Genomic DNA, 20829 nt, shown 5'->3' with positions numbered 1-20829 from the left:
AGGCTATTGAATCTTAGGGAATTGATGTGTTTGAAATTATAAAGAGCGGTGGCTGGATGATGTGGCCACTTATAATTTGTTCCATTGGTGCAATGGGCATCATTGTTGAACGCTTCTGGTCGTTGCAAAAAAATAAAGTGGTGCCTGCGGAATTGGTGCCGCAAGTCTGGAAACTGTCCCGCGAAGAAAAAATAGACAGCGTTCTGTTGCACCGTTTACGCACCAATTCACCACTGGGTGCGGTGCTTGCCGCAGGTCTTTCTCATCGGCATTTAGGCCGTGATGTCATGAAAGAATGTATCGAAGAAGCAGGGCGTAAGGTTGTGCATGAGCTGGAACGCTTTTTAAATCCACTGGGAACCATCGCAACCATCAGTCCGTTGTTGGGGTTATTGGGCACGGTATTTGGTATGATCGATATTTTCTCATCCTTGATGCAACATGGCTCGGGCGATCCTAGCGTGTTGGCCGGTGGTATTTCAGTTGCACTGATTACGACGGCAGCAGGTTTGGTAATTGGTATTCCCAGCTTAATTTTCCATCGCTACTTTGAGCGTTTAGTCGATGAATACGTCGTTGATATGGAAAGTGAAGCGCTGCGTTTAGTTGACATTCTGCAAGGTGACCGCGAAGAAGAGGAACTTGATGAAATTTCGGCGTAAAACTAAGGAAAAACTCGATATCACCCTGATATCGATGATTGATGTCGTCTTTGTATTGTTGCTGTTTTTTGTGGTATCGACCCGCTTTAACAAACAGACGGGCATCAGTATAAAATTGCCAGAAGCCGCAGGCGAACAAACCCAAGAACAACCTAAAATGGTGACGCTGCTGATTAATGCAGAAGGCCATTATTTTTTGGAAAACCAAGACGGTACACCCGAAGAATTATCGGATCAGAAAAAAGAAACCTTGTTGGCCGAATTGCGCAAACGTGCTGAAACCGCCTCCCAAGAACCTTTTATTATCAAGGCTGATGACAAAACCCCGCACCAATATGTCATTACCGCACTGGATTTTGCGGGCCAAGCGGGTTTTACCCATATTACTTTTGCCACGCAGGAAGAACACGACGACAAATGATGCCCACACAGGCACCGGCTTTCTGGCATAAAGGCGCAAAACTCGGCATAGTATTGCTGCCTTTAGCGTGGGTGTTTGCAGCTTGTGTCGGTGTGCGCCGCTTGTTGTATCACGTCGGCGTACTTAAACAACAGCGTTTACCCGCACCGGTTATTATTGTCGGCAATATTACGGTGGGTGGTACCGGCAAAACACCGTTAGTTATTTATATTGCTAAGTTGCTTAAGCAATCCGGCTATAAACCCGGCATTATTAGCCGAGGTTACGGTGGTAAAGCAACATCGTGGCCACAGATCGTTACGCCACAAACCGATGCCACCTTGGTGGGTGATGAAGCGGTATTAATCGCCAGCCAAAGCGCTTGCCCAATGGCGGTTGGCGCATTAAGAACCGATGCGGCACGTTTATTATTGGCGCAATTCGATTGTAACGTGATTTTGTCCGATGACGGTATGCAGCATTACGCGCTGGCCAGAGATATTGAAATTGCTGTGATTGATGGCGACCGGCGTTTTGGCAACGGTTTTTGCCTACCGGCAGGGCCATTACGCGAACCCATTAGTCGGTTAAAACACGTCGATATGGTCGTCGTTAATGGCGGCAAAGCGCAAGACAATGAATTTTCTATGCAACTCACTGGTGCTGTCGCTGTTAATATCACTACTGGTGAACAAAAACCGTTGTCGGCATTTGCAGGCATTGCTTGCCACGCATTGGCTGGAATCGGCAATCCGGATCGGTTTTTTAAATCGCTCCAAGCCGCCGGTATCGCTTGTGAGTCACACGCTTTTCCCGATCATCATCGGTTCTTAAAACACGATATAACGTTCCAAGATGACAAGCCGGTATTAATGACCGAAAAAGATGCGGTAAAATGTACGCTCTTTGCAACGCATCAGCATTGGTATGTGCCAGTTAACGCTGTATTAACAGCCGAATTTGCTGAGCAACTGTTACATTTACTCAAAACTAAACATGTATGATAGATAAAAAACTGCTTGATATACTCGCCTGCCCGATCTGCAAGGGGCCGCTTATGTACAAAAAAGACCAGCAGGAGTTGATCTGCCGCCCCGACCGCTTGGCGTTTGCCATACAAGATGATATTCCGGTTATGCTGGAAGATGAAGCCCGCGCCTTAAGCAGCGAAGAAGTCGACGCTCTATACAAATGAGCTTACGCTTTAAAGTGGTCATTCCGGCTAGGTTCGGCTCAACGCGCTTGCCTGGCAAACCGTTACGCCTGATTGCAGGCAAACCGATGATTGCCCATGTTTGCGAGCGGGCGCAAGAAGCCAATGCCGATGACATCATTGTCGCTACCGACGATGAGCGCATCGCAGAGACGGTAATTGCGCAGGGCATTAAAGCTGTGATGACAAATCTTAATCATCAAAGTGGTACTGAACGCATTGCCGAAGTTGCCCAGCTATGTGGCTGGGCAGTTGGCGATATTATCGTTAACTTGCAAGGTGATGAACCGTTGATTCCACCGGCGTACATCCGTGATGTGGCGGCAACCTTAGCAAATCAGCAACACGCCGGTATTGCCACATTGGCAACACCTGTTACTGAGATAGAAGAGATTTTCAACCCGAATGCGGTAAAAGTCGTGGTGAATAAACTCGGTTATGCGCTGTATTTTAGCCGTGCGGCTATTCCGTGGAATCGGGACGGTTTTGCGCTATCAAACAAACTGTCTTCTGCCAACATGCCAACGCTAAGACATATCGGCCTGTATGCTTATACCGTGGGATTTTTACAGCGTTATTGCCAATGGCAGCCATCGGTTCTGGAAACGGTTGAATCGTTGGAACAACTCAGGATTTTGTGGCACGGTGAAGCTATCGCCGTTACAACGGTAGACCATGCACCGCCTGCGGGTGTAGATACCGAGGATGATCTCATGCGTGTTGAACGTGTTTTTGCTGGTAAACATTAAATCACCTCGTCCTATCGTTGCTCTAACATGCGCATAATTTGACAACTTGTCTTAACAACAGTACAAAGACTACTTTTTTCTTTAACCCACACACCGGTTTGCCAAGAGCTGTAAATGGAACAATTTCATAGAATAAGTCGATTACCGCCTTACGTTTTCAATATCGTCAACGAACTAAAAGCCAAGGCGCGGGCAGCAGGTGAGGATATTATTGATTTTGGCATGGGCAACCCCGATCAACCCACGCCGCCGCATATCGTCAATAAATTGATTGAGGCCACGCAACGCCCCGATACTCACCGCTATTCGGTATCTAAAGGCATTCCAAGACTACGTCGTGCCATCTGCAACTGGTATAAAAATCGTTATGATGTCGATTTAGATCCTGAAACCGAAGCCATTGTGACGATTGGTTCTAAAGAAGGTTTGGCGCATTTGGCGTTGGCCACTTTAGGCCCTGGCGATGTGGTATTAGTACCCAATCCTGCGTATCCGATCCATCCGTATGGCGTGGTGATAGCCGGTGCAGATTTGCGCCACGTACCAATGACATCGGAGCTGGGTTTTTTTGATGAATTAGAAAAAGCCATCGTTGAATGCTGGCCAAAACCTAAAATGCTGATTTTGAATTTTCCAGGAAATCCCACCACACAATGCGTGGAACTGGATTTTTTCGAGAAAATCATTGCCTTGGCGAAAGAGCATAATATCTGGGTAGTACAAGATATTGCCTATGTGGATATTGTATTTGATGGCTATAAGGCTCCGTCTATCTTGCAAGTTGCAGGCGCAAAAGATATTGCCGTGGAGTTCTTCTCCATGTCCAAAAGTTATAATATGCCTGGTTGGCGTGTCGGTTTTATGTGCGGCAATAAAGAGCTGGTTTCAGCGTTGGCGCGTATCAAGTCTTATCTGGATTATGGCACGTTTACCCCGATACAGATTGCTGCGATTGCGGCTTTAGAAGGTCCACAAGATTGCGTGCGCGAGATTGCTGCCATGTACCAAAAGCGTCGCGACGTGTTATGTGACGGTTTGAATGCCGCGGGCTGGCCGGTAGAAAAACCCAAAGCGACCATGTTCGTATGGGCAAAAATTCCTGAAGCTTATCAAGCGATGGGTTCGTTGGAATTTTCTAAAAAACTGTTGCTGGAAGCCAAAGTTGCGGTAGCGCCTGGCGTGGGCTTTGGCCAGTATGGCGATGACCACGTCCGCTTTGGTTTGATTGAAAACGAGCATCGTACTCGGCAGGCGGTACGGGGTATTCGTACTATGATGAAAAAAGATGGGGTGGTTTAGGCCATCTTTCTTAGCCGAAAGTCTGTTACTGTTGGGTTAGACACCATGGCACTTGGCAAATTAGGCATTATTGGTTTGAAGATATTTTGTGGTGACACGGTGAATGTGTGAAACTTTCTTTCAATAACCTGTAGGAATAGCCATGATGTACATGAAAACTAGCCGTCTAATTATAGCCTTGACCATTGTTCTATCTGCGGAAGCTATGGCAGAAAACTACGATTTGAAGACATATGCCGCTAATTTTGGCATTAGCATTGAAGAAGCTAAGGAAATTTTTAAATTGAAGAAACAAGGTATACAACTTGGTGTCTTGTTTGATGCAGAAGAAAAATTGGTTATGGATAATCCTAAAACATTTGCAGGTTTTTTTACCGAACATAAACCCGAAAAATCGACGCTAGTGGCTCAATTTTCTATGCCGCCTAAAAGGCCTATGATTGCATACATGAACAAAGAGCTGGCTGAGAGTATTGAAGTTCGCTATGTTGCGATATCTTTAGCTGAACTGCGAAGACAACGCACTAATGCCCAAGCGTTACTTAAGCATGCAAAAATTAATTTTTCGTCTGATATTAACTTGGGCAAAAATCGTGTTGAATTGTACGTTGAAAAACAAAAAAACTTTAATGATGCTATCGCTAAAAAATTGAAAGCACAATTGCCTAAAAATGTTGTGCTAAATGTGCTGAATTAGCATTCATCATAAATCCATAAAAATATTGTAACTGGAGTTAGCTTTGAAACCGGTAAGAGTAGGTGTATTAGGCTTGGGTACTGTCGGTGGCGGTACGGTAAATGTATTAAAACGCAACGCGGCAGAAATTGCCCGCCGTGCTGGCCGGGAGATTGTCATCACCCGTGCCTCCGCGAAAGATTTAAGCAAAGCCCGTATCTGCGACACACTAGGCATCGCCTTAACCACAGATCCTTTCGAAATCATCAATGATCCTGACATCGATATTATTGTTGAGTTGATTGGTGGTTACGGTGTGGTCAAAGACATGGTGCTGCAAGCCATAGCCAATGGCAAGCATGTGGTGACCGCCAATAAATCCCTGCTTGCCCTGCATGGCAATGAAATCTTTGCTAAAGCCAGTGAAAAAGGCGTAATAGTAGCATTTGAGGCTGCTGTTGCTGGTAGCATTCCGATTATTAAGGCTATACGTGAAGGATTAAGCGCTAATCATATTGAATGGCTGGCCGGTATCATTAACGGCACCGGCAATTTCATCCTCACTGAAATGCGCGACAAAGGCCGTGATTTCAACGATGTATTAGCCGAAGCCCAGGCGTTGGGTTATGCCGAAGCTGATCCGACTTTTGATGTTGAAGGTATTGATGCAGGCCACAAGTTGACTATTCTGGCTTCCATAGCGTTTGGCATGCCATTGCAGTTTGAAAAAATTTATACCGAAGGCATCACTCAGATTACCCGTGCGGATGTCGAATACGCCGAGCAATTAGGCTATCGTATCAAGCATTTGGCGATTGCTCGCAAAACACTTGAGGGCATAGAGCTGCGTGTGCATCCAACTCTTATCCCTGAACGCCGCTTGATTGCCAATGTTGATGGGGTGATGAATGCGATAGTGGTTAAAGGTGATGCGGCAGGCCCGTCTTTGTATTACGGTGCGGGTGCTGGCGCTGAACCCACGGCCTCATCTGTGGTAGCTGATATCATTGATGTAGTGCGCGCTTTAACCAGCGACCCTGAAAACCGTGTGCCGCATTTGGCGTTTCAGGCCGATGCCCTGGTGGATATTCCGGTGTTGTCTGCCGATAATTTTAAGACCGCCTATTATTTACGTTTAAGCGCTGAAGACAAGCCAGGCGTATTGGCCGATGTCACCAAGATTTTGGCCGACCATCAAATCAGTATTGAAGCCCTGATTCAGAAACAACCGTTGACAGGTGAAACCGTGGTGCCGATTATTCTGCTCACACAAATCACCCGCGAACAAGAAATGAACGCTGCGATTGCCAAAATCGAAGCCTTGCAAACCGTTACCGGAAAAGTTAACCGCATCCGTTTGGAAACCTTAGGATAATCCATGTCTAACCACACACGCTACACAGGTCTGATTGACCGCTACCGAGATCGTTTACCCGTAAGCCCTACCACCCGCGTTATCAGCTTGGTGGAAGGCAATACGCCGATGATTGAGCTACAGAATATTCCTAGAATGATCGGTAAAGACGTAAAGATATACGTCAAGTTTGAAGGCTTGAATCCGACCGGATCGTTTAAAGATCGCGGCATGACCATGGCGATTACCAAAGCGGTGGAAGAAGGCAGCAAGGCGGTAATTTGTGCATCTACCGGTAATACTTCGGCATCCGCTGCGGCGTATGCGGCACGCGCAGGCATTAAAGCGTTTGTATTAATTCCTGATGGTAAGATTGCCTTAGGCAAACTGGCGCAAACATTAATGTACAACGCCACCATCATCCAAATTAACGGCAACTTTGATGACGGCATGCGTTTGGTAAAAGAAGTGGCTGAGTTAGCGCCGGTAACGATTGTTAATTCCATCAATCCGTTTAGATTGGAAGGCCAGAAAACCGCCGCTTTTGAGATTGTCGACGATTTAGGCAGAGCGCCCGATTACCACTGTTTGCCGGTGGGCAATGCCGGTAATATTAGTGCCTACTGGAAAGGTTATAAAGAATACTCTACCGATAGCGCCACTCACAAAGCTGTCACTAACAAACGCCCAGTGATGTGCGGATATCAAGCGGCAGGCGCTGCGCCGTTTGTGGCAGGTCATCCGATTGATAACCCTGAAACCGTGGCAACGGCCATTCGTATTGGCCGTCCGCAGTCATGGGATTTTGCCATGGCCGCGCAACAGGAATCCGGTGGCTGGTTTGATAAGTTTACCGATGATGAGATTTTGGCTGCACAAAAAATGCTCTCGCAATACGAAGGTATTTTCTGTGAACCGGCTTCGGCAACGTCTATAGCGGGGGCTTTGCGGGATATTAAGTCTGGCAAGATACCGGAAGGCAGCACGATTGTTTGTACACTAACAGGCAATGGCATTAAGGATCCGGATATTGCTATCAAGCAATGTGCAGATGCCAAGCCGATTACCATTGATGCAGATTTGGACGCGGTTAAGCGGGCAATTTTGGATATTTTGTAACCAGTAAAAATCAACAAGGGGCGCTAATGCACGGTAGTCTTCTAGCCATTTATATTGCCCCGAATGCTAAAGCCCAAACGATCTCTCTAGAACATGCAGAGTTGCAGGTGGGCCAAGGTATTGTTGGAGATCGTTATTATCAGGAAAATGGTACATTTTCGGAAATACTCAAGGGTAAAGCTGATAAAGAAGTTACCTTGATTGAATCGGAACAGATTGACCGCTTCAACACCGAGAATGATTTTTTGTTCAGCTACGGCTATGGCGATTTCAGGCGAAACCTGGTTACCCAAAATGTAGATTTAAACGCGTTGGTGGGTGTGCATTTTAAAGTCGGCGATACTGAATTAAAAGGCATACGTCTATGTGAGCCATGTGGGCATCTGGCCAAAATCTTAGGCCCTGAAGTGTTGCTGCACATGATGCACAAAGCAGGGTTGCGGGCTAAAGTTATTTCGGGCGGTGTGGTTAGTGTTGGGGATGTTATTGAGGCCGTTTAGCGCCCTAAAATATGATTGAAATCATAAAACAATCGCAATGTGCCAAGCCGATTACTGTTGATGCGTCTGAGGTCTTCTTTTGCAGCCTCTGTGATTTTATAGCTCGCCATTACGCCGTAACTCTGTCTTGAACTCTGCTCGGATTTCCTCGACGGTCTGGTTAACAAAGCCACTTTTTTCTGAAGCAATGAGTTTGGCGCGTATCAGTTCAATCTCGCGTTGTTGTGTCCGCGCTTTTCTTATCAAGTCGTTTACAATCTCGCTTTTGCTGGAATATTCCTCGCGCTCAACCAGATTGTTTAGCCATTTATCGTTAGGTGCAGTAAAAGAAATGCTTTGTCGTATCATTAATCCTCCTCTAAAGGTGCATTATTGATGTAATTTTACATCAAAACTGAGCGGAAGAAAAATAAAATAGCAAACAGAGCAGACGATGGAATATTTATAGGTTAGCTGTCGGTGAAATCGGTGGTTTGGGTTTCGCTTTACGGCTTTAAGCTTTTGGTCGACTGGATCGGATTAGTTTGCTGTCTAAGCGCAGATCAGCTTGCTCAAAAAATTCGTCCGTAAATTCAGGAATTTCTTCGTATTCATCAGGCTTTATCACATGAGCATCAATCCTGGTCAAGTCGCTGGCCAAAACGTGTTTGTTCTCGATTATTGGTTTTGCTCCTAGAAATAGTAATGTAAGGCTCTTTTACCCATCATTCCATGTTTCGTATTTCTTGAATTCTTTTGAAAGAAAGCGGTTATTAGAGTCAGGCCCTCGTAATGCCCGAATAGTAATTAAAACCTCATCATAGGAGAAAACTGCTTCTCCACCATACGAAAAAATTTTCTTGTCTATATCACGAAGTCGGGTTTCGCGAATATGCGCTTTTTGGAAAGTTCCATCATCTTGTCGCTCCGTCATCTGCCAAAAATAGCCTATGAATGATTCATTTGCCTGTAGTATTTTCCATTTATTGTCGTACACATAATCGATGGGAGCCTGATTTTTTGTTATGACCTCAACAATAAATCCTGTGATATTTTCCTGAAACTTCTGGGGTGTATTCTTTTCTCGATCTTGCCGAATCTTTGACTCCACTAATACTCCCTTCCAGCCATCTTTGCACGACATGCAAACCCCTCCAGTTTTCTCCGCAGTATAGGGAAGAATCAGGACGCCACACGTTACACAGGAAATTTTGATTGTCATTATTAAGAACCCCTAAGTTTGAAAAGCCATATGTGATTACTGAGACTGAGTCTCTCCAATAAAGCCAGATTGTTGCATAAGTTCATAAGCCGCTCCCCCTTACTCTTTTAATGAGTCTATTGGCAAAAATTTCATCAATCTCCAAGGCAATTAGTTCAGCCTTGGTTTTTGGAACGTTTCTTTTGGCTCTTACAGTGGCTTTATGTTTAGTATATAGCCATTCGGAATACGAGAGTTCTTCGAAATATGCTCGAGTTGGGTCAGAATAGTCGATATCCCAAACTATTTTTGACCAGTTACTTCCAATCCGATAAGGTCGCGGTTCACGTAAATAAGATACACCCGGTCTTCCAAACAGTCTTGATGGTGGCCAACCCCAATTTATAGGCCCTCCAATATATTCGCCCGGATGATCTTCACGTTGACCATATATATCTATAGCCCAGAAATCTACGGGGCCAACTCCATTAATACACTTGATATAATCTGGCAGTTTATATTGATTAAAACCTTCTTTATGAAGTGCAAAACCATCTTGTGAAATAAGCGCTACAAAAAACAAATGAAAGTTATATTTAGAAAATATTTTTTTCAGCAAAAATAGTGAATCGCATGGCGAAAAGCATACCAAATATTCATCACCTTCTTCTTCTCGATCATGTATTCCTTGCCATTGGTTTTTTATAATTGCTGTAAATAGAGTCAGCTTTCCGTTTCCAGGTAACTTATAGCGTTCTTTGCGTCTACCTAAAGTAGCTGTTCCACGATATTCTTTCCATATCTCATCAAAGTGAAGCTTTAAAGGTTTGCCCAGCTGGCTGTAATCTGGAAAAAATTCTAGCCCATCGTAGTTTGTGCTCATCCACAGCAAGAGCGGGGGCTCTTCAGATTCCCCGTTCATTCTGAACAATCTTCTCTGAAGTGGACTATTGGGTACATCAAGCAGTAAAGGCGTTAAGTCATTAGAGCTTCCGGGATACCAATAAATATCGGGCGTATTTTCAATGCTTGCGAGCCGCTGTAACAATGTATTGCTTTGATGATTACTTTCGGGCTCTAAGCTATTTAAAAAGTCATGCCAAGATAATGTGCTTATCGGAATATTGCTTTCCCGATTCAGGCTATCCATAAAATTATCCCAATGATCCCCATACATAGTATTTCTCTGATTACTTTAGATTAATTTTTGAAAATAAAGGTTTGCTGCTCTTAATAGAATATTTTTCTAAATGCACATTTCATACTCTTTTTTCGTCTCAAATACGTCGCTACTGACAGTTTTAGCATGTTTACCTTGCCCGCTAGGCTGAATTACAAATTGCATCGAATCTTCAAGGCAAACTAAATATTTTTTGCAATCTTTTCCAATTTCAAATGTGTTTGAAAAAGGCGCGAGAGCCTGTACAAATCTATCAATTAGTATCGATTCATCTGAAAAATCTTCTGAGTCTAGTTTTGACATGCTTGCAAGAATAGCACAGTCAATTAGAGTCCCTTCGAACCACGTTGATGTAGAGGAGTAACCTGCACACCATTTAAGATTTGTACCTTCCACAAAAACCTCCATAGCTGTGGTGTTCCCCCCTACCAAACAGGTTCCAAACATGATACCGGTAATGTTGTACTCTCTTGACTTCATTCCGATAAGGTGCAAAACATCAACTATTTTGACCCCTCCAACTGTGTTCTTGTTGCCATGAGCAGCAATATAGATCGTTGTACTGTTGAACCTTGTCCTACAAAGACAATTTAAAGCTTGTTTAAAGCTATTTTTGTCGTAGAAATTTGCATGGTAAACCTCCGTGTCGCCAGTCATTTTAGCAATTCCTTCAATAAACGGAAGGACGCTAGATCTATTCGCATCACTTTTATACATTTCCCATGGCGATTCCAAAACTAGAATTGCCCTCTTTTCGTGGTGTTCCATTATTTTTCCCTGATTTTAATAAATTATTAAACTAACGTGAAGTTGAGGCGCCGCGCTTTCGCGGCGTCCCGCTCGAATGCCGGGTTAGCCTTGCTTATAACTACGACTGTACTTTGCGGATTCTTTTTTACGATTGAATTCTGGCAAAGCACCGAGTTCTTCTACGCACTGCGCCATGCATTGATACTCGGCGTTTACAACCTTGCCCATTGTGCGGAGATCTTTAGCTGTTTCATTTGCAGGAAAACATCGAAAATGGCGAAGAGAAACGTATAAATTTTTAACAAGATTCTTGTAACATTGGTGCTTGTATCGAACACGGTCTGCACCGCCATGCTGAGGTGGTTTATCTAGGAATTGGATAGTGTTGTCGAAACTTTTGAGTCGCCCCTCCAGTCCTTTTACTGCATTGCTCATTCCTACATAGATTATTTCTTCGCGAAAGGAGAATTCTGTTTCGGAAATGTCGTCTTTTGATTCGGCTACCACATAAACTCCAGGGAATTTAATTCCACAATACTGGTTTCTATCATTCCAGTAGAACCACGGGCTAAAATATTTTTCCATTTGTAATCTCATTGGCTAACGTTTTGTTAAGGGGCTGGCCTTTAGGTAACAAAGGCCGTAGGATGTGCCTATTCAGCAGGGGTGCATTGCTCGCTATTGATACGCTTCACTTCGTTTAGCAACATCCTACGAACTTTTTCCCATTAATGTGGCATATCCTTGAATACGCCTGAAGTTACATTATCAGCTCTGTTATCTAAAACATCGAAACCCAGCCTTTTAAGCACATCGCTAATACTGTTCTTTGGATCATTCATTTGACGGCGAGGAATTGGATGTTTGAATTGGTGCGCATAAGCCGCACAAAGTATGGATCTGCAATTATATTGCTGACCCTCGTAAAGCAGAAAATACCTTAGTGCTCGACCGCCTTTATATTTGCCTAGAAAGGCCACTTGACCAAGCTCAGTGAATTCATTTATGGCTTGGATCACACATTCTCTATCTGAAATTTTTCTATATGGCATATACACTTATCCTTTAAAAATATGACTTTAATAAAACTTTTTTCTGCTTATAAAGCATAGTTTAAAACCACTTTAATATAAGGTATGTACGCAAAAACTCGCGGCTAGATTTTTATCTTACGGAATCAAGTTTAGTTATAATAATTTCCTAATGATAATCAACAATCTCAACATCTCTGCACCGGTTGTTCACCGAAAACAGAACAGACCACAGATCCTGCCTGACTACAAGTGCAAGATGTTGATGCATTAATCAGTAAGCTAAATCAGTATCTGATTAACACGAGGAAAATCATGCAACCACACAAACTTGACTTATCGCCTTTATCTTCACAATTACAACAAGAACTAATTGATTTTTATGAATTCTTACTTGAAAAACAAGCAAAAAATAAAACAGTTGCGAAAACTCCCTTAACAATGGCCCACCCCGCTAAATCAGCGCAAGGTTTTGCCATGTTAAAAAGCAAGCGCACCGCCATCCCTGCCGATTTTGACCCTGCAAGTTTATTAAAATCATGATAAGACTTGATACCAATATCCTGGCACGTTATTACATTCAGGACGAAGCTGACGGCGAAGCACAAAAACAGCATGAACTAGCGAAAAAACTGATTGAATTAGAACAGCCTTTGATGATTTGTAAAACGGTACTGTTAGAATTGGAATGGGTCATGCGCGGTTATTATTCGTTCACAGTTGCTGAAATTATCAGCGTTTTCCAACATTTGCTATCACTTGAGCATGTAAATTTAGAAGACAGAGCCAGTATTGAACAAGCGGTTGCCAACTTAGCACTCGGTTTTGATTTTGCCGATGCTTTGCATCATGCGAGCTATAAAGCTTGTGACAGTATAGCTTCTTTTGATGATAAAAAATTCGCTAAACGTGCTGTACGGCTACGCTTAGATCCTGTTGTAATAGTGCCAGCATAGCCATCAGTTGCGTTGGCCGGGATATTGGATTGATCGCCTATCCTAACAACCAATAAATTGCCCGCAATATATCCAAAGGTCGTCACCTTCCTTACGCTTAAAGCTTATGAATAAAATAAACCCCAACAAACTGCTGCTATCAAAATGGACAGCTATTGCACCCAAGCAAAAAGAACGCCACTTTATCGTGACCAAACTTACCCGTTCAGAAAATGAAGAGATAATGACTTGCGAGTTGGAAGCAGTGATAACTAAAAATGTCTATGAAACAGATTGGCGGGAATTAAAAAACTCGTCTTGTTGGCTGATGGGTTGGCGCTAAGATAACTTATGTAGTTCTGTATTACATGCAAACACAACATTATGCCAAGTTAGGTCATTTAGAGCCTATTATTGTCATCTTACCTTTAAATAAAATACTCAACTTCAGTTGAAATTTAGCGACCTTGAACCGTTTATGTGCAGCAAGGGTAGCTTGCAAGATAATAGTGTCTTGATTTACTACACTTTATGAAACTCAGCTACAGAGTAAAATCTATAAGCTCATGGTTATAAGAAATATTTTAAATATGGATCAATTATTGCTTTGTCTTTATTAGAACCGACAATGGTTGTCGGTAGACCAATAAAATGTGTTGAGAATAACCCATGACAACTTTAAATGTAGATTTAGATGATTCAATTTTTCAATTGCTTAACCGAACCGCGGCTACTTTAGGTAAAAGTTCCCTGGATTTGGTGCGCGAACTGGTTACCTATTACCTTGAGGATATAGAAGATATGCGCTTGGCGAATGATGCCCTGACTCGTTTGGAACAAGGAGACAGTTACGCAATAAGTTTGGATGAATTGGAGAAACAATTAACTATTGATTCTCAGCTATAGCTTATCAGGCTAGCAACCCGATGGATTAATGGCTTGCCCACAATATGGAATAAATATTTAGTTGACACCGGAGTTTTCGAACGCTGTGATGTTTTAACGGAGGCTTTGTAAAGATAGTTGCGGATTTATTTGTTATGCATACCCAGGCTACGTTTGTTTTTATTAACCGCCATAGTGCCAAATAAAATATGTGATAAGCCTGCGTATAAAAGACACCAATAAAGATTAGCATCAATTTCCACGCTGTTTATCTGGCCATAAAATTGCAGCGAACCTATCATGATCAATAGAAAAAAACCCACTAAAATAAAATGCTGATATTGTTTGGTGAAGAAACAAAAAAAGAAAATAAGCGTTTCTGTAAAAGCCAAATAACCCATAATAGCCCGTAAGTTATTGGCCAGTTCGCCGTAAACATCGACGTTAAATTGAAAAATGCTGTATTGCTCAGAAAGAGAAAAAGCACTCCCAAAAATCATGATGATAAGGGAGAGATAAAAATTAGCGTCAATAACAGCGTTAACACCTTGTACTGCATAAGTTGAAATATTGCGCATTTTGTATCCCCTTATGCGGATAAAAAACCCTCCAAGAGATTGCTTTGGAGGGATTATAGAGGAGTCATTACTGATCTTAAACTTAAGCTGGCTTTAGCTTTTGTTGCAATTAGGACAGTGATTGCTACCCTAAGTTCCCCGCATTAATATTTATATCAAAATTTATTAAGTAAAATATCAAGACCTGTGTAACCTCTGTAATCAATAGCTTGCAGATTTTTGGTTACGTCCGCCTTCCCCATAAAAACATTTATCTGCACCTATTTTCTGTGGATGGGTTAGTTTTATTTAAAATCGATATTACAATAACAACGTAAGTCCATTGTTTGTTTAGGTAACTTCACAGTAAATTATGGTACCGATTCACCTTAATTAGACCCTACGATATGGAATCCTTCGATAAATTTAGTCCTACACAGTTTTTACAACAGCAATTACAAGACATTGTGACGCTGCTTGACAAGCAGCAGCTAGAAAAATCGATTGTGGAACGTGGGCCTGTTATTAACCATGACTTGGTCGAGGCGGTCTTAAACAAACAGCAACAAAACCGGTTGCAGGAAAAATTTGCCCAACTGCATCCGGCCGATATTGCTTACATTTTGGAGTCTTTGCCGCTTGATCACCGTAAAAGTGTTTGGGATGCCATTAAAGCCGACGATGATGGCCACGTATTACTGGAAGTATCTGATGCTGTGCGACAAACCCTTATTTCCAGCATGGAAGCGGAAGAGATTGTTACCGTTGCCGGTAAATTAAATACTGATGAAATAGCTGACTTAGCCGCCGATCTCCCTAAGCGCGCTATGCTAAAAATTCTACGTTCTTTAAATAATAAGGATCGCAAGCATTTAACCGACATTCTGGCCTACCAAGAAAACCAAATCGGTTCTCGCATGGATTTTGGCATGATTGCGGTTAGGGAAGACCTTACTTTAAAAGCGGTTACTGCCTATATTCGCAAACTCGGTAAACTACCGCGCCATACCGACAAACTGTTTGTAGTCGATCAGTACAATGTTGTTAAAGGCATCTTGCCGTTACACCGCTTACTCACCCATCTGCCCATGCAACATGTTGCAGATGTCATGATATCTGATTTTGTAAACTTCCAGGCCGCCCAAGACATTGCCGAAGCCTCGCGCGCGTTCGAGCGTTATGACTTGATTTCGGCACCCATTGTGGATAGTAAAGGTCGTTTACAAGGACGGTTGTGCGTGGACAGTATTGTCGATTTTATTCGCGATAAAACCGATGAAGATATACTGTCTGCGGTAGGTGTTGCCGAAGAAGAGGATTTATTTTCCAGCGTGTGGAAAAGCGCCAAAAACCGGTGGGGTTGGCTACTGATTAATATAGCTACGGCGTTTGTATCTACCCGTATTATCGGATTGTTTGAAGATGTTATTTTGCAGTTGGTCGCTTTAGCTTCATTGATGCCCATTATTGCTGCAACAGGCGGCAATACCGGCAACCAAACCAGTATCTTGATCATACGCTCGTTGGCACTTGGCCAAATTACACCCGGCAATAGACGCCGCCTCTTTAAAAAAGAATTGACGCTAGCCGCTTTAAACGGCACGCTGATTGGCCTTTTAGTGGGATTTTTGGTGTGGTTGCTCTATAAAGACATTGCGCTTGCTGGCGTAATGGCATTAGCCATGTTTATCAATCTTATCGTTGCTGTTATGGTGGGTTTGGCAATTCCGTTGCTGCGCTATAAATTGGGTAAAGATCCTGCGATAGGGACGAGCGTAATGCTGACATCTATTACGGATTCAATGGGGTTTTTTATTTTTTTAGGCTTGGCCAGTTTGTTTTTGATCCATCGCCATTAACGATGGATAACGGATATTTATTGTCATTATACTGATTTTTAAAATGAACTGAATCATGAAAAATACTGATGTTCTCGAGTATCAGAGCGTTATTGCTTCTGAATTACATGTGTTTCTATCCCAAAAGAAGACGGGCTCCACTGCCCAAATAAAAAATATTACCTTTTTGTCCCGATTGTCTAAAGAAGCGTTGGAGGATTTTTTGGGGAATGCAAAAACGGTAGTGTATTCAAGGCGTGAACTTATCATCTCAGAAGGTGATGTGGCAAGCGCGTTTTTTATTATTATTTCGGGCAAAGTGCGGATATTTAGTTGTGATGATAAAGGTAGGGAAGTGACGTTCAATATCCTAAATTCAGGTGCATTCTTTGGTGAATCAGCTTTACTTACCGATAATCCGAGTTTGGTTTCTATAAAAACATTAGAAGCCACAATCTGTATAGTGATTTCAAAAATAAATTTTATAAATTGGCTAATGAGTTATCCCAGTGAGGCAACGCATTTGCTCAGTTGCTTGTCTTTAACAATTAGGCAGCTAACTGATAAATTTACACAAATGGCTTTATTAAATGTCTATGAGCGTACTGTCATCGTATTAATGGCTATGGCTGACGACAAAGATAATCTTAAGGTGATTTACAATCGACCCTCCCAGCAAGATTTAGCCTTCATGGTCGGAGCCTCAAGAGAAATGGTCAGCAAAATTATGCGCGATCTCACTAAGGGTGGCTATGTAAAAGTTGTCAATAAGGCATTGATTATTACTAAAACTCCGCCTTCTTCCTGGTAAGCATCACCAGCGCAAACGCAGATTGCTTAAAAATGCCTTGAAATATGCACTTTTTTCACTTTAATCCCACCAAATACCTTCCCTACGTCCTTTTCAATTGAGCCTGTAAGTGTCTAGATTACTGTGCAGAAGCACCGTATTTTTTAAGCAAATTTAGTCACTTTATGTGCGTCAACGTACCGACTTAAATGCCTTGTGGCGTTTATGATTCATTCCAAGCTTAAGTCATTTTTGAGCTATCCCTTAAGCCATAAAAATTAAAACAAGCTGTTTGTGAAGAGCATGATGTCATGGTCAAATCTTACGGCTTTGGATCCGCTCAAATAATGATTGATTTTTATTAATTGTCGGTTTTGTGGGCAGTTAAAAAATGGAGGAAAAAATGAGCAGAACTATTAGGAAAATTAAAAATACAGGTGTTGTAAATGCTAAAAAAACCAATAAACCCACATATATACCAGATTGGGATGACAAGGCTGTCGACATTAGCCATTACAAAGCAGAGAGTAACGATTTTTTACCGAGCCACACATTTAATGATTGGCGCGAAACAGAAGAAGTCAGATATAAGTAAAAAACACTAGGTTCTGTTGGCTGTTTGTTTGGTTTCAGCTCTTATTCGTTAAATCCACTGAAAATAAAATGCCAGCAGAACCTAGCAAAAACGGCTACCAGCTGAAGACGTGACCGTTTAAAAAAAGCCGTTCGTGGTGAGTTTGTCGAACCATGAGCAACAAGCCCTTCGACAAGGGCGGACGGATGTCCCTTATTAAGTGGTAGCCGTAAAAACCATTGCAGAAACTCACTGTAATAGGGAAAATTTTTTTCGCTATCGTGTAAAAAATTGTTAAAAGTGGCGTTAAATTGCTTCGGAGAAACCTAATGAATAATAAAATGACTGTTACTATACCGGCTGTATTAGTGGTAATACTGGGAATACAAACTTATGCTATGTTTCGGTTGAATAGCCAGCTGAGTCAACTGGATAAGAAAGACAATTATGCGGGAATTTTTCAAATAAAAATGCAAAAGTTACCTAAATTGTCCTTACTAAAACCGACTGGTAATGACGATTTCCCCCATACGCAGATGCCGAAAGCTTACGGAGAAACCCAGCTCCAAAATGCGAAAAGAGATATACGCGGGGCTGAGAGCGAGATATTTTAAGGCTTCATCAACGCGGGTGTTAATTGTTGAGCCAAAAAATTGTCCATGCTCAAGCTTGTTGCGTTGGAATCATCTGCAAAAACCAAGCTAAAGTTGGCATCGGGAGGGTAAATTACGCTTTATTGTTTTGCAGTCAATTGCCGCAATAAATCCAGCATGGCAGCGGCCTTGTCAAAACATTCCTGATATTCTTCTTCCAGCACCGAATCGTTAACAATACCTCCGCCAGCCCAAAAACGTATCGTACCGTCTGAATGGACTAAGGTTCTGATAGCAATATTGCTGTCCATATTGCCGTTGAAGCCAATGTAACCGATAGTGCCGCAATAAATGCCACGCCGGTTAGGTTCTAATTCTTCAATGACTTCCATGGCGCGAATTTTAGGTGCACCGGTAACTGAGCCACCTGGAAAACAGCTTTTTAATAAATCCACTGCCTGTTGCCCTTCGGCCAGTACGCCCGTTACGGTACTGACTAAATGATGCACGGTAGCGTAGCTTTCCACAGCAAATAATTTTGGGACTTGTACTGAACCTTTTTTACAGGTTTTGCTGATGTCATTACGCAATAAATCAACAATCATCACATTTTCTGCCTGATCTTTGCTGCTATGAATTAGCCCGTTGATTTGCCTGGCATCGTCAACCGAATCCTGTTTTCTAGAGCGTGTGCCTTTAATGGGTTTGGTTTCCACCATACCTTGGCTTACTTTTAAAAAACATTCTGGCGATGAGCTTAAAATTTGCACTTCGGGTAAATTTAAATAACAACTGAAGGGCGCGGAATTTATCGCCCGGAGACGTTGATAAGCCGTCCAAGGGTTGCCTTGGCAAGGCGCTACAAAACGCTGCGACAAATTTACCTGATAACAATCGCCTTCTTTTAAATAGGCCTTGATCCGGTTGTAAGCGTAGCTATACGCCGATTTATCCATATTACAAACGATGTCGCCAATAACGTTAAAGTCATCTGCGGCTGGCTGTGGGGACACAAAACTAAATTGATCAATAAGGCTTTGCCAGGCTTGGCTGTCAATAGCCTGCCCAACCAGATAGGTTTTTTGCTGATGGTGATCGACAATCAACGCCCACGCATAAATGCCCACTGCCATTTCGGCGATATGCTCTGCATCTTCGGCAATAGTCGGCAATTTCTCTAATCTACGCGCTAAATCATAGGAAAAATAACCGATAGCGCCACCGTTAAATGGCAAATCAACATTGTTCTCCAGACATGTCGGCAAGAGATATTGTTTGACCAAGTCAAACGGATTGGCGGTAGATTGGATGGATTGGCCATTTTGGGTAATCTCGGTAACATCGCCATGGGTAAGCAAGGTACAGACAGGATCGCTGGCCAGGATGTCATAACGTCCTTGGTTACTGTAAGGATAGCCGCTGTCTAAAAATACCGACCACGGTTTTTCGGCAATAATAGAAAACAGCTCGGCGCTGTTTGCAAAATACGGTAAAGCGGTAACCAGTTGTTTAGGCAACGACATTAAAAGGGAAAATAATTAAAAATACGCGTCATGGTGACTGAGAAATTGATTGGATGTCTTGTTGTATTTAAATAAATAGCCTTATCAAAACTTATGATAATGCTTACAGTTTTTCTCTGAACATAAAATAAACCGCAGCCATTAAACACAGTCCAGCCCATAAGTAATCCAGCTTTAAAGGTTCGCGCATATAAAAAACGGAAAAGGGCACAAAAACGGATAAGGTAATAATCTCCTGAATAATTTTCAATTGCCCAATAGACAGCACAGTATACCCGATACGATTGGCTGGAACTTGCAGTAAATATTCAAATAAAGCAATACCCCAGCTCACTAGTGCGGCAATCAGCCAAGGCTTATGACCCAATTCTTTTAAATGCGCATACCATGCAAAGGTCATAAAGACATTGCTGCACAATAACAGAGAAATACTGGTTAAAATAGGATAATTCATGGTGATATCGGTTTTTGCAATGAAGAAATAACAGTGAAAATAGACTGTAAGCTATGCACAGTATAAATTACAGCTATAAAAATAACCATTGACCCGCCGCAGTTCAAGATAAAGTGGCTTCTTGTGAGCAAAAACTATGCTGGATATTGATTCGCGGTCAGCGCGAGCCTTGAATAGTTATCATGAAAAAGAGCTATTTGCGCGTTTCAAGTTGATTAAGGGTCAGTAAAAAATTGTCAGTATCTGCCCATTTTGGACACTCTCTAGCTTGCTTCCCCTTTAATATTCTGCCAGAAAATACATGGATTTATCTAAATATCAATTGCTTGGTAGTTATGGCATATTACGTGCTTAATTTATTATGTACTTGGTAAAGTACATCCAAAAAAAACTACGTTAATGCTGAGGCTGAAAATTAGTATGAACACGTTTGGAAGTTGTTTTTGAAAGAAGACAAGTAACAAATCGGTATTAGAAACCGACAAAAAACGGAGTATCTTGAGTATGCCATGCTTGCAAATCGTTGCTTAGGCATTTTAAAGACTGGGTTTGGTCAGTCTGGTAAGT

The 20829-nt window shown here is 42.3% G+C and carries 27 protein-coding genes; 18 read left to right on the top strand and 9 right to left on the bottom strand.

Annotation, left to right across the window (positions count from 1 at the left end):
- Positions 1-26: 26 nt before the first annotated feature.
- The 10 genes from ACHZC4_RS12370 to ACHZC4_RS12325 all read left to right on the top strand — a co-directional run bounded on the left by ACHZC4_RS12370 (position 27) and on the right by ACHZC4_RS12325 (position 7972).
- On the top strand, positions 27-662 hold the full coding sequence (locus tag ACHZC4_RS12370; RefSeq protein ID WP_394754170.1) for a MotA/TolQ/ExbB proton channel family protein: 636 nt from the start codon (positions 27-29) through the stop codon (positions 660-662).
- Positions 646-1083: an ExbD/TolR family protein gene (locus ACHZC4_RS12365; RefSeq protein WP_394754169.1), complete on the top strand. Its 438-nt coding sequence runs from the start codon at positions 646-648 to the stop codon at positions 1081-1083. The genes ACHZC4_RS12370 and ACHZC4_RS12365 overlap by 17 nt, the downstream gene beginning before the upstream one ends.
- Positions 1080-2066: a tetraacyldisaccharide 4'-kinase gene (gene lpxK / locus ACHZC4_RS12360; protein WP_394754168.1), complete on the top strand. Its 987-nt coding sequence runs from the start codon at positions 1080-1082 to the stop codon at positions 2064-2066. The genes ACHZC4_RS12365 and lpxK overlap by 4 nt, the downstream gene beginning before the upstream one ends.
- Positions 2066-2257: a Trm112 family protein gene (locus ACHZC4_RS12355; RefSeq protein WP_394754189.1), complete on the top strand. Its 192-nt coding sequence runs from the start codon at positions 2066-2068 to the stop codon at positions 2255-2257. The genes lpxK and ACHZC4_RS12355 overlap by 1 nt, the downstream gene beginning before the upstream one ends.
- On the top strand, positions 2254-3024 hold the full coding sequence (kdsB, locus tag ACHZC4_RS12350; protein ID WP_394754167.1) for a 3-deoxy-manno-octulosonate cytidylyltransferase: 771 nt from the start codon (positions 2254-2256) through the stop codon (positions 3022-3024). The genes ACHZC4_RS12355 and kdsB overlap by 4 nt, the downstream gene beginning before the upstream one ends.
- Positions 3025-3138: 114 nt before the next feature.
- Positions 3139-4323: an alanine transaminase gene (alaC, locus tag ACHZC4_RS12345; protein ID WP_394754165.1), complete on the top strand. Its 1185-nt coding sequence runs from the start codon at positions 3139-3141 to the stop codon at positions 4321-4323.
- 142 nt (positions 4324-4465) lie between these two features.
- On the top strand, positions 4466-5020 hold the full coding sequence (locus tag ACHZC4_RS12340) for a hypothetical protein (RefSeq protein ID WP_394754164.1): 555 nt from the start codon (positions 4466-4468) through the stop codon (positions 5018-5020).
- Between the two features lie 43 nt (positions 5021-5063).
- Positions 5064-6374, top strand: a complete 1311-nt coding sequence (locus ACHZC4_RS12335; RefSeq protein ID WP_394754163.1) for a homoserine dehydrogenase — start codon at positions 5064-5066, stop codon at positions 6372-6374.
- A 3-nt stretch (positions 6375-6377) separates the two neighbouring features.
- Positions 6378-7472: a threonine synthase gene (gene thrC, locus ACHZC4_RS12330; protein WP_394754162.1), complete on the top strand. Its 1095-nt coding sequence runs from the start codon at positions 6378-6380 to the stop codon at positions 7470-7472.
- 26 nt (positions 7473-7498) lie between these two features.
- Positions 7499-7972: an MOSC domain-containing protein gene (locus ACHZC4_RS12325; protein WP_394754161.1), complete on the top strand. Its 474-nt coding sequence runs from the start codon at positions 7499-7501 to the stop codon at positions 7970-7972.
- 96 nt (positions 7973-8068) lie between these two features.
- Here the strand turns inward: ACHZC4_RS12325 and ACHZC4_RS12320 are convergent, their stop codons facing one another.
- The 6 genes from ACHZC4_RS12320 to ACHZC4_RS12295 all read right to left on the bottom strand — a co-directional run bounded on the left by ACHZC4_RS12320 (position 8069) and on the right by ACHZC4_RS12295 (position 12134).
- Complete coding sequence (locus ACHZC4_RS12320) at positions 8069-8320, bottom strand: type II toxin-antitoxin system ParD family antitoxin (RefSeq protein ID WP_394754160.1); 252 nt, start codon at positions 8318-8320, stop codon at positions 8069-8071.
- Positions 8321-8669: 349 nt separating this feature from the next.
- The gene (locus ACHZC4_RS12315; protein WP_394754159.1) at positions 8670-9095 is read right to left on the bottom strand and encodes a hypothetical protein; all 426 of its coding nucleotides are present in this window, start codon (positions 9093-9095) and stop codon (positions 8670-8672) included.
- A 160-nt stretch (positions 9096-9255) separates the two neighbouring features.
- Positions 9256-10329: a hypothetical protein gene (locus ACHZC4_RS12310; protein ID WP_394754158.1), complete on the bottom strand. Its 1074-nt coding sequence runs from the start codon at positions 10327-10329 to the stop codon at positions 9256-9258.
- Between the two features lie 69 nt (positions 10330-10398).
- Positions 10399-11100: a hypothetical protein gene (locus tag ACHZC4_RS12305; RefSeq protein WP_394754157.1), complete on the bottom strand. Its 702-nt coding sequence runs from the start codon at positions 11098-11100 to the stop codon at positions 10399-10401.
- Positions 11101-11184: 84 nt separating this feature from the next.
- On the bottom strand, positions 11185-11667 hold the full coding sequence (locus ACHZC4_RS12300; RefSeq protein WP_394754156.1) for a hypothetical protein: 483 nt from the start codon (positions 11665-11667) through the stop codon (positions 11185-11187).
- Positions 11668-11810: 143 nt separating this feature from the next.
- Positions 11811-12134: a hypothetical protein gene (locus tag ACHZC4_RS12295; protein ID WP_394754154.1), complete on the bottom strand. Its 324-nt coding sequence runs from the start codon at positions 12132-12134 to the stop codon at positions 11811-11813.
- Between the two features lie 294 nt (positions 12135-12428).
- Here ACHZC4_RS12295 and ACHZC4_RS12290 point away from each other — a divergent pair, with 294 nt between their 5' ends.
- From ACHZC4_RS12290 to ACHZC4_RS12275, 4 genes are all read left to right on the top strand, one after another.
- The gene (locus ACHZC4_RS12290) at positions 12429-12656 is read left to right on the top strand and encodes a hypothetical protein (RefSeq protein ID WP_394754153.1); all 228 of its coding nucleotides are present in this window, start codon (positions 12429-12431) and stop codon (positions 12654-12656) included.
- On the top strand, positions 12653-13069 hold the full coding sequence (locus ACHZC4_RS12285) for a type II toxin-antitoxin system VapC family toxin (RefSeq protein WP_394754152.1): 417 nt from the start codon (positions 12653-12655) through the stop codon (positions 13067-13069). The genes ACHZC4_RS12290 and ACHZC4_RS12285 overlap by 4 nt, the downstream gene beginning before the upstream one ends.
- 106 nt (positions 13070-13175) lie before the next feature.
- A complete protein-coding gene (locus tag ACHZC4_RS12280; protein ID WP_394754151.1) occupies positions 13176-13391 on the top strand; it encodes a TIGR02450 family Trp-rich protein in 216 nt (71 codons plus the stop codon).
- A 326-nt stretch (positions 13392-13717) separates the two neighbouring features.
- The gene (locus ACHZC4_RS12275; protein WP_394754150.1) at positions 13718-13954 is read left to right on the top strand and encodes a DUF6290 family protein; all 237 of its coding nucleotides are present in this window, start codon (positions 13718-13720) and stop codon (positions 13952-13954) included.
- Between the two features lie 125 nt (positions 13955-14079).
- Here the strand turns inward: ACHZC4_RS12275 and ACHZC4_RS12270 are convergent, their stop codons facing one another.
- Complete coding sequence (locus tag ACHZC4_RS12270) at positions 14080-14511, bottom strand: hypothetical protein (protein ID WP_394754149.1); 432 nt, start codon at positions 14509-14511, stop codon at positions 14080-14082.
- Between the two features lie 386 nt (positions 14512-14897).
- Here ACHZC4_RS12270 and mgtE point away from each other — a divergent pair, with 386 nt between their 5' ends.
- From mgtE to ACHZC4_RS12250, 4 genes are all read left to right on the top strand, one after another.
- On the top strand, positions 14898-16349 hold the full coding sequence (gene mgtE / locus ACHZC4_RS12265) for a magnesium transporter (protein ID WP_394754148.1): 1452 nt from the start codon (positions 14898-14900) through the stop codon (positions 16347-16349).
- Between the two features lie 55 nt (positions 16350-16404).
- On the top strand, positions 16405-17139 hold the full coding sequence (locus ACHZC4_RS12260; protein ID WP_394754147.1) for a Crp/Fnr family transcriptional regulator: 735 nt from the start codon (positions 16405-16407) through the stop codon (positions 17137-17139).
- 382 nt (positions 17140-17521) lie between these two features.
- Positions 17522-17713 carry a hypothetical protein gene (locus ACHZC4_RS12255; protein ID WP_394754146.1) on the top strand — a complete coding sequence of 64 codons (192 nt, stop codon included), beginning with the start codon at positions 17522-17524 and terminating at the stop codon, positions 17711-17713.
- Between the two features lie 308 nt (positions 17714-18021).
- A complete protein-coding gene (locus ACHZC4_RS12250) occupies positions 18022-18306 on the top strand; it encodes a hypothetical protein (protein ID WP_394754145.1) in 285 nt (94 codons plus the stop codon).
- A gap of 119 nt (positions 18307-18425) precedes the next feature.
- On the opposite strand, the gene pabB is transcribed toward ACHZC4_RS12250, so the two are convergent.
- Together pabB and ACHZC4_RS12240 are read right to left on the bottom strand one after the other, a co-directional pair.
- Positions 18426-19808, bottom strand: a complete 1383-nt coding sequence (gene pabB / locus ACHZC4_RS12245; RefSeq protein ID WP_394754144.1) for an aminodeoxychorismate synthase component I — start codon at positions 19806-19808, stop codon at positions 18426-18428.
- 103 nt (positions 19809-19911) lie between these two features.
- A complete protein-coding gene (locus ACHZC4_RS12240; RefSeq protein ID WP_394754143.1) occupies positions 19912-20262 on the bottom strand; it encodes a DMT family protein in 351 nt (116 codons plus the stop codon).
- Positions 20263-20829: the final 567 nt, after the last annotated feature.

Source organism: Crenothrix sp. (genome assembly GCF_043729335.1).
GTDB lineage: Bacteria > Pseudomonadota > Gammaproteobacteria > Methylococcales > Methylomonadaceae > Crenothrix.
The sequence above is the reverse complement of the archived record's forward strand: the minus strand, read 5'-3'. Positions and strand labels throughout refer to the sequence as shown.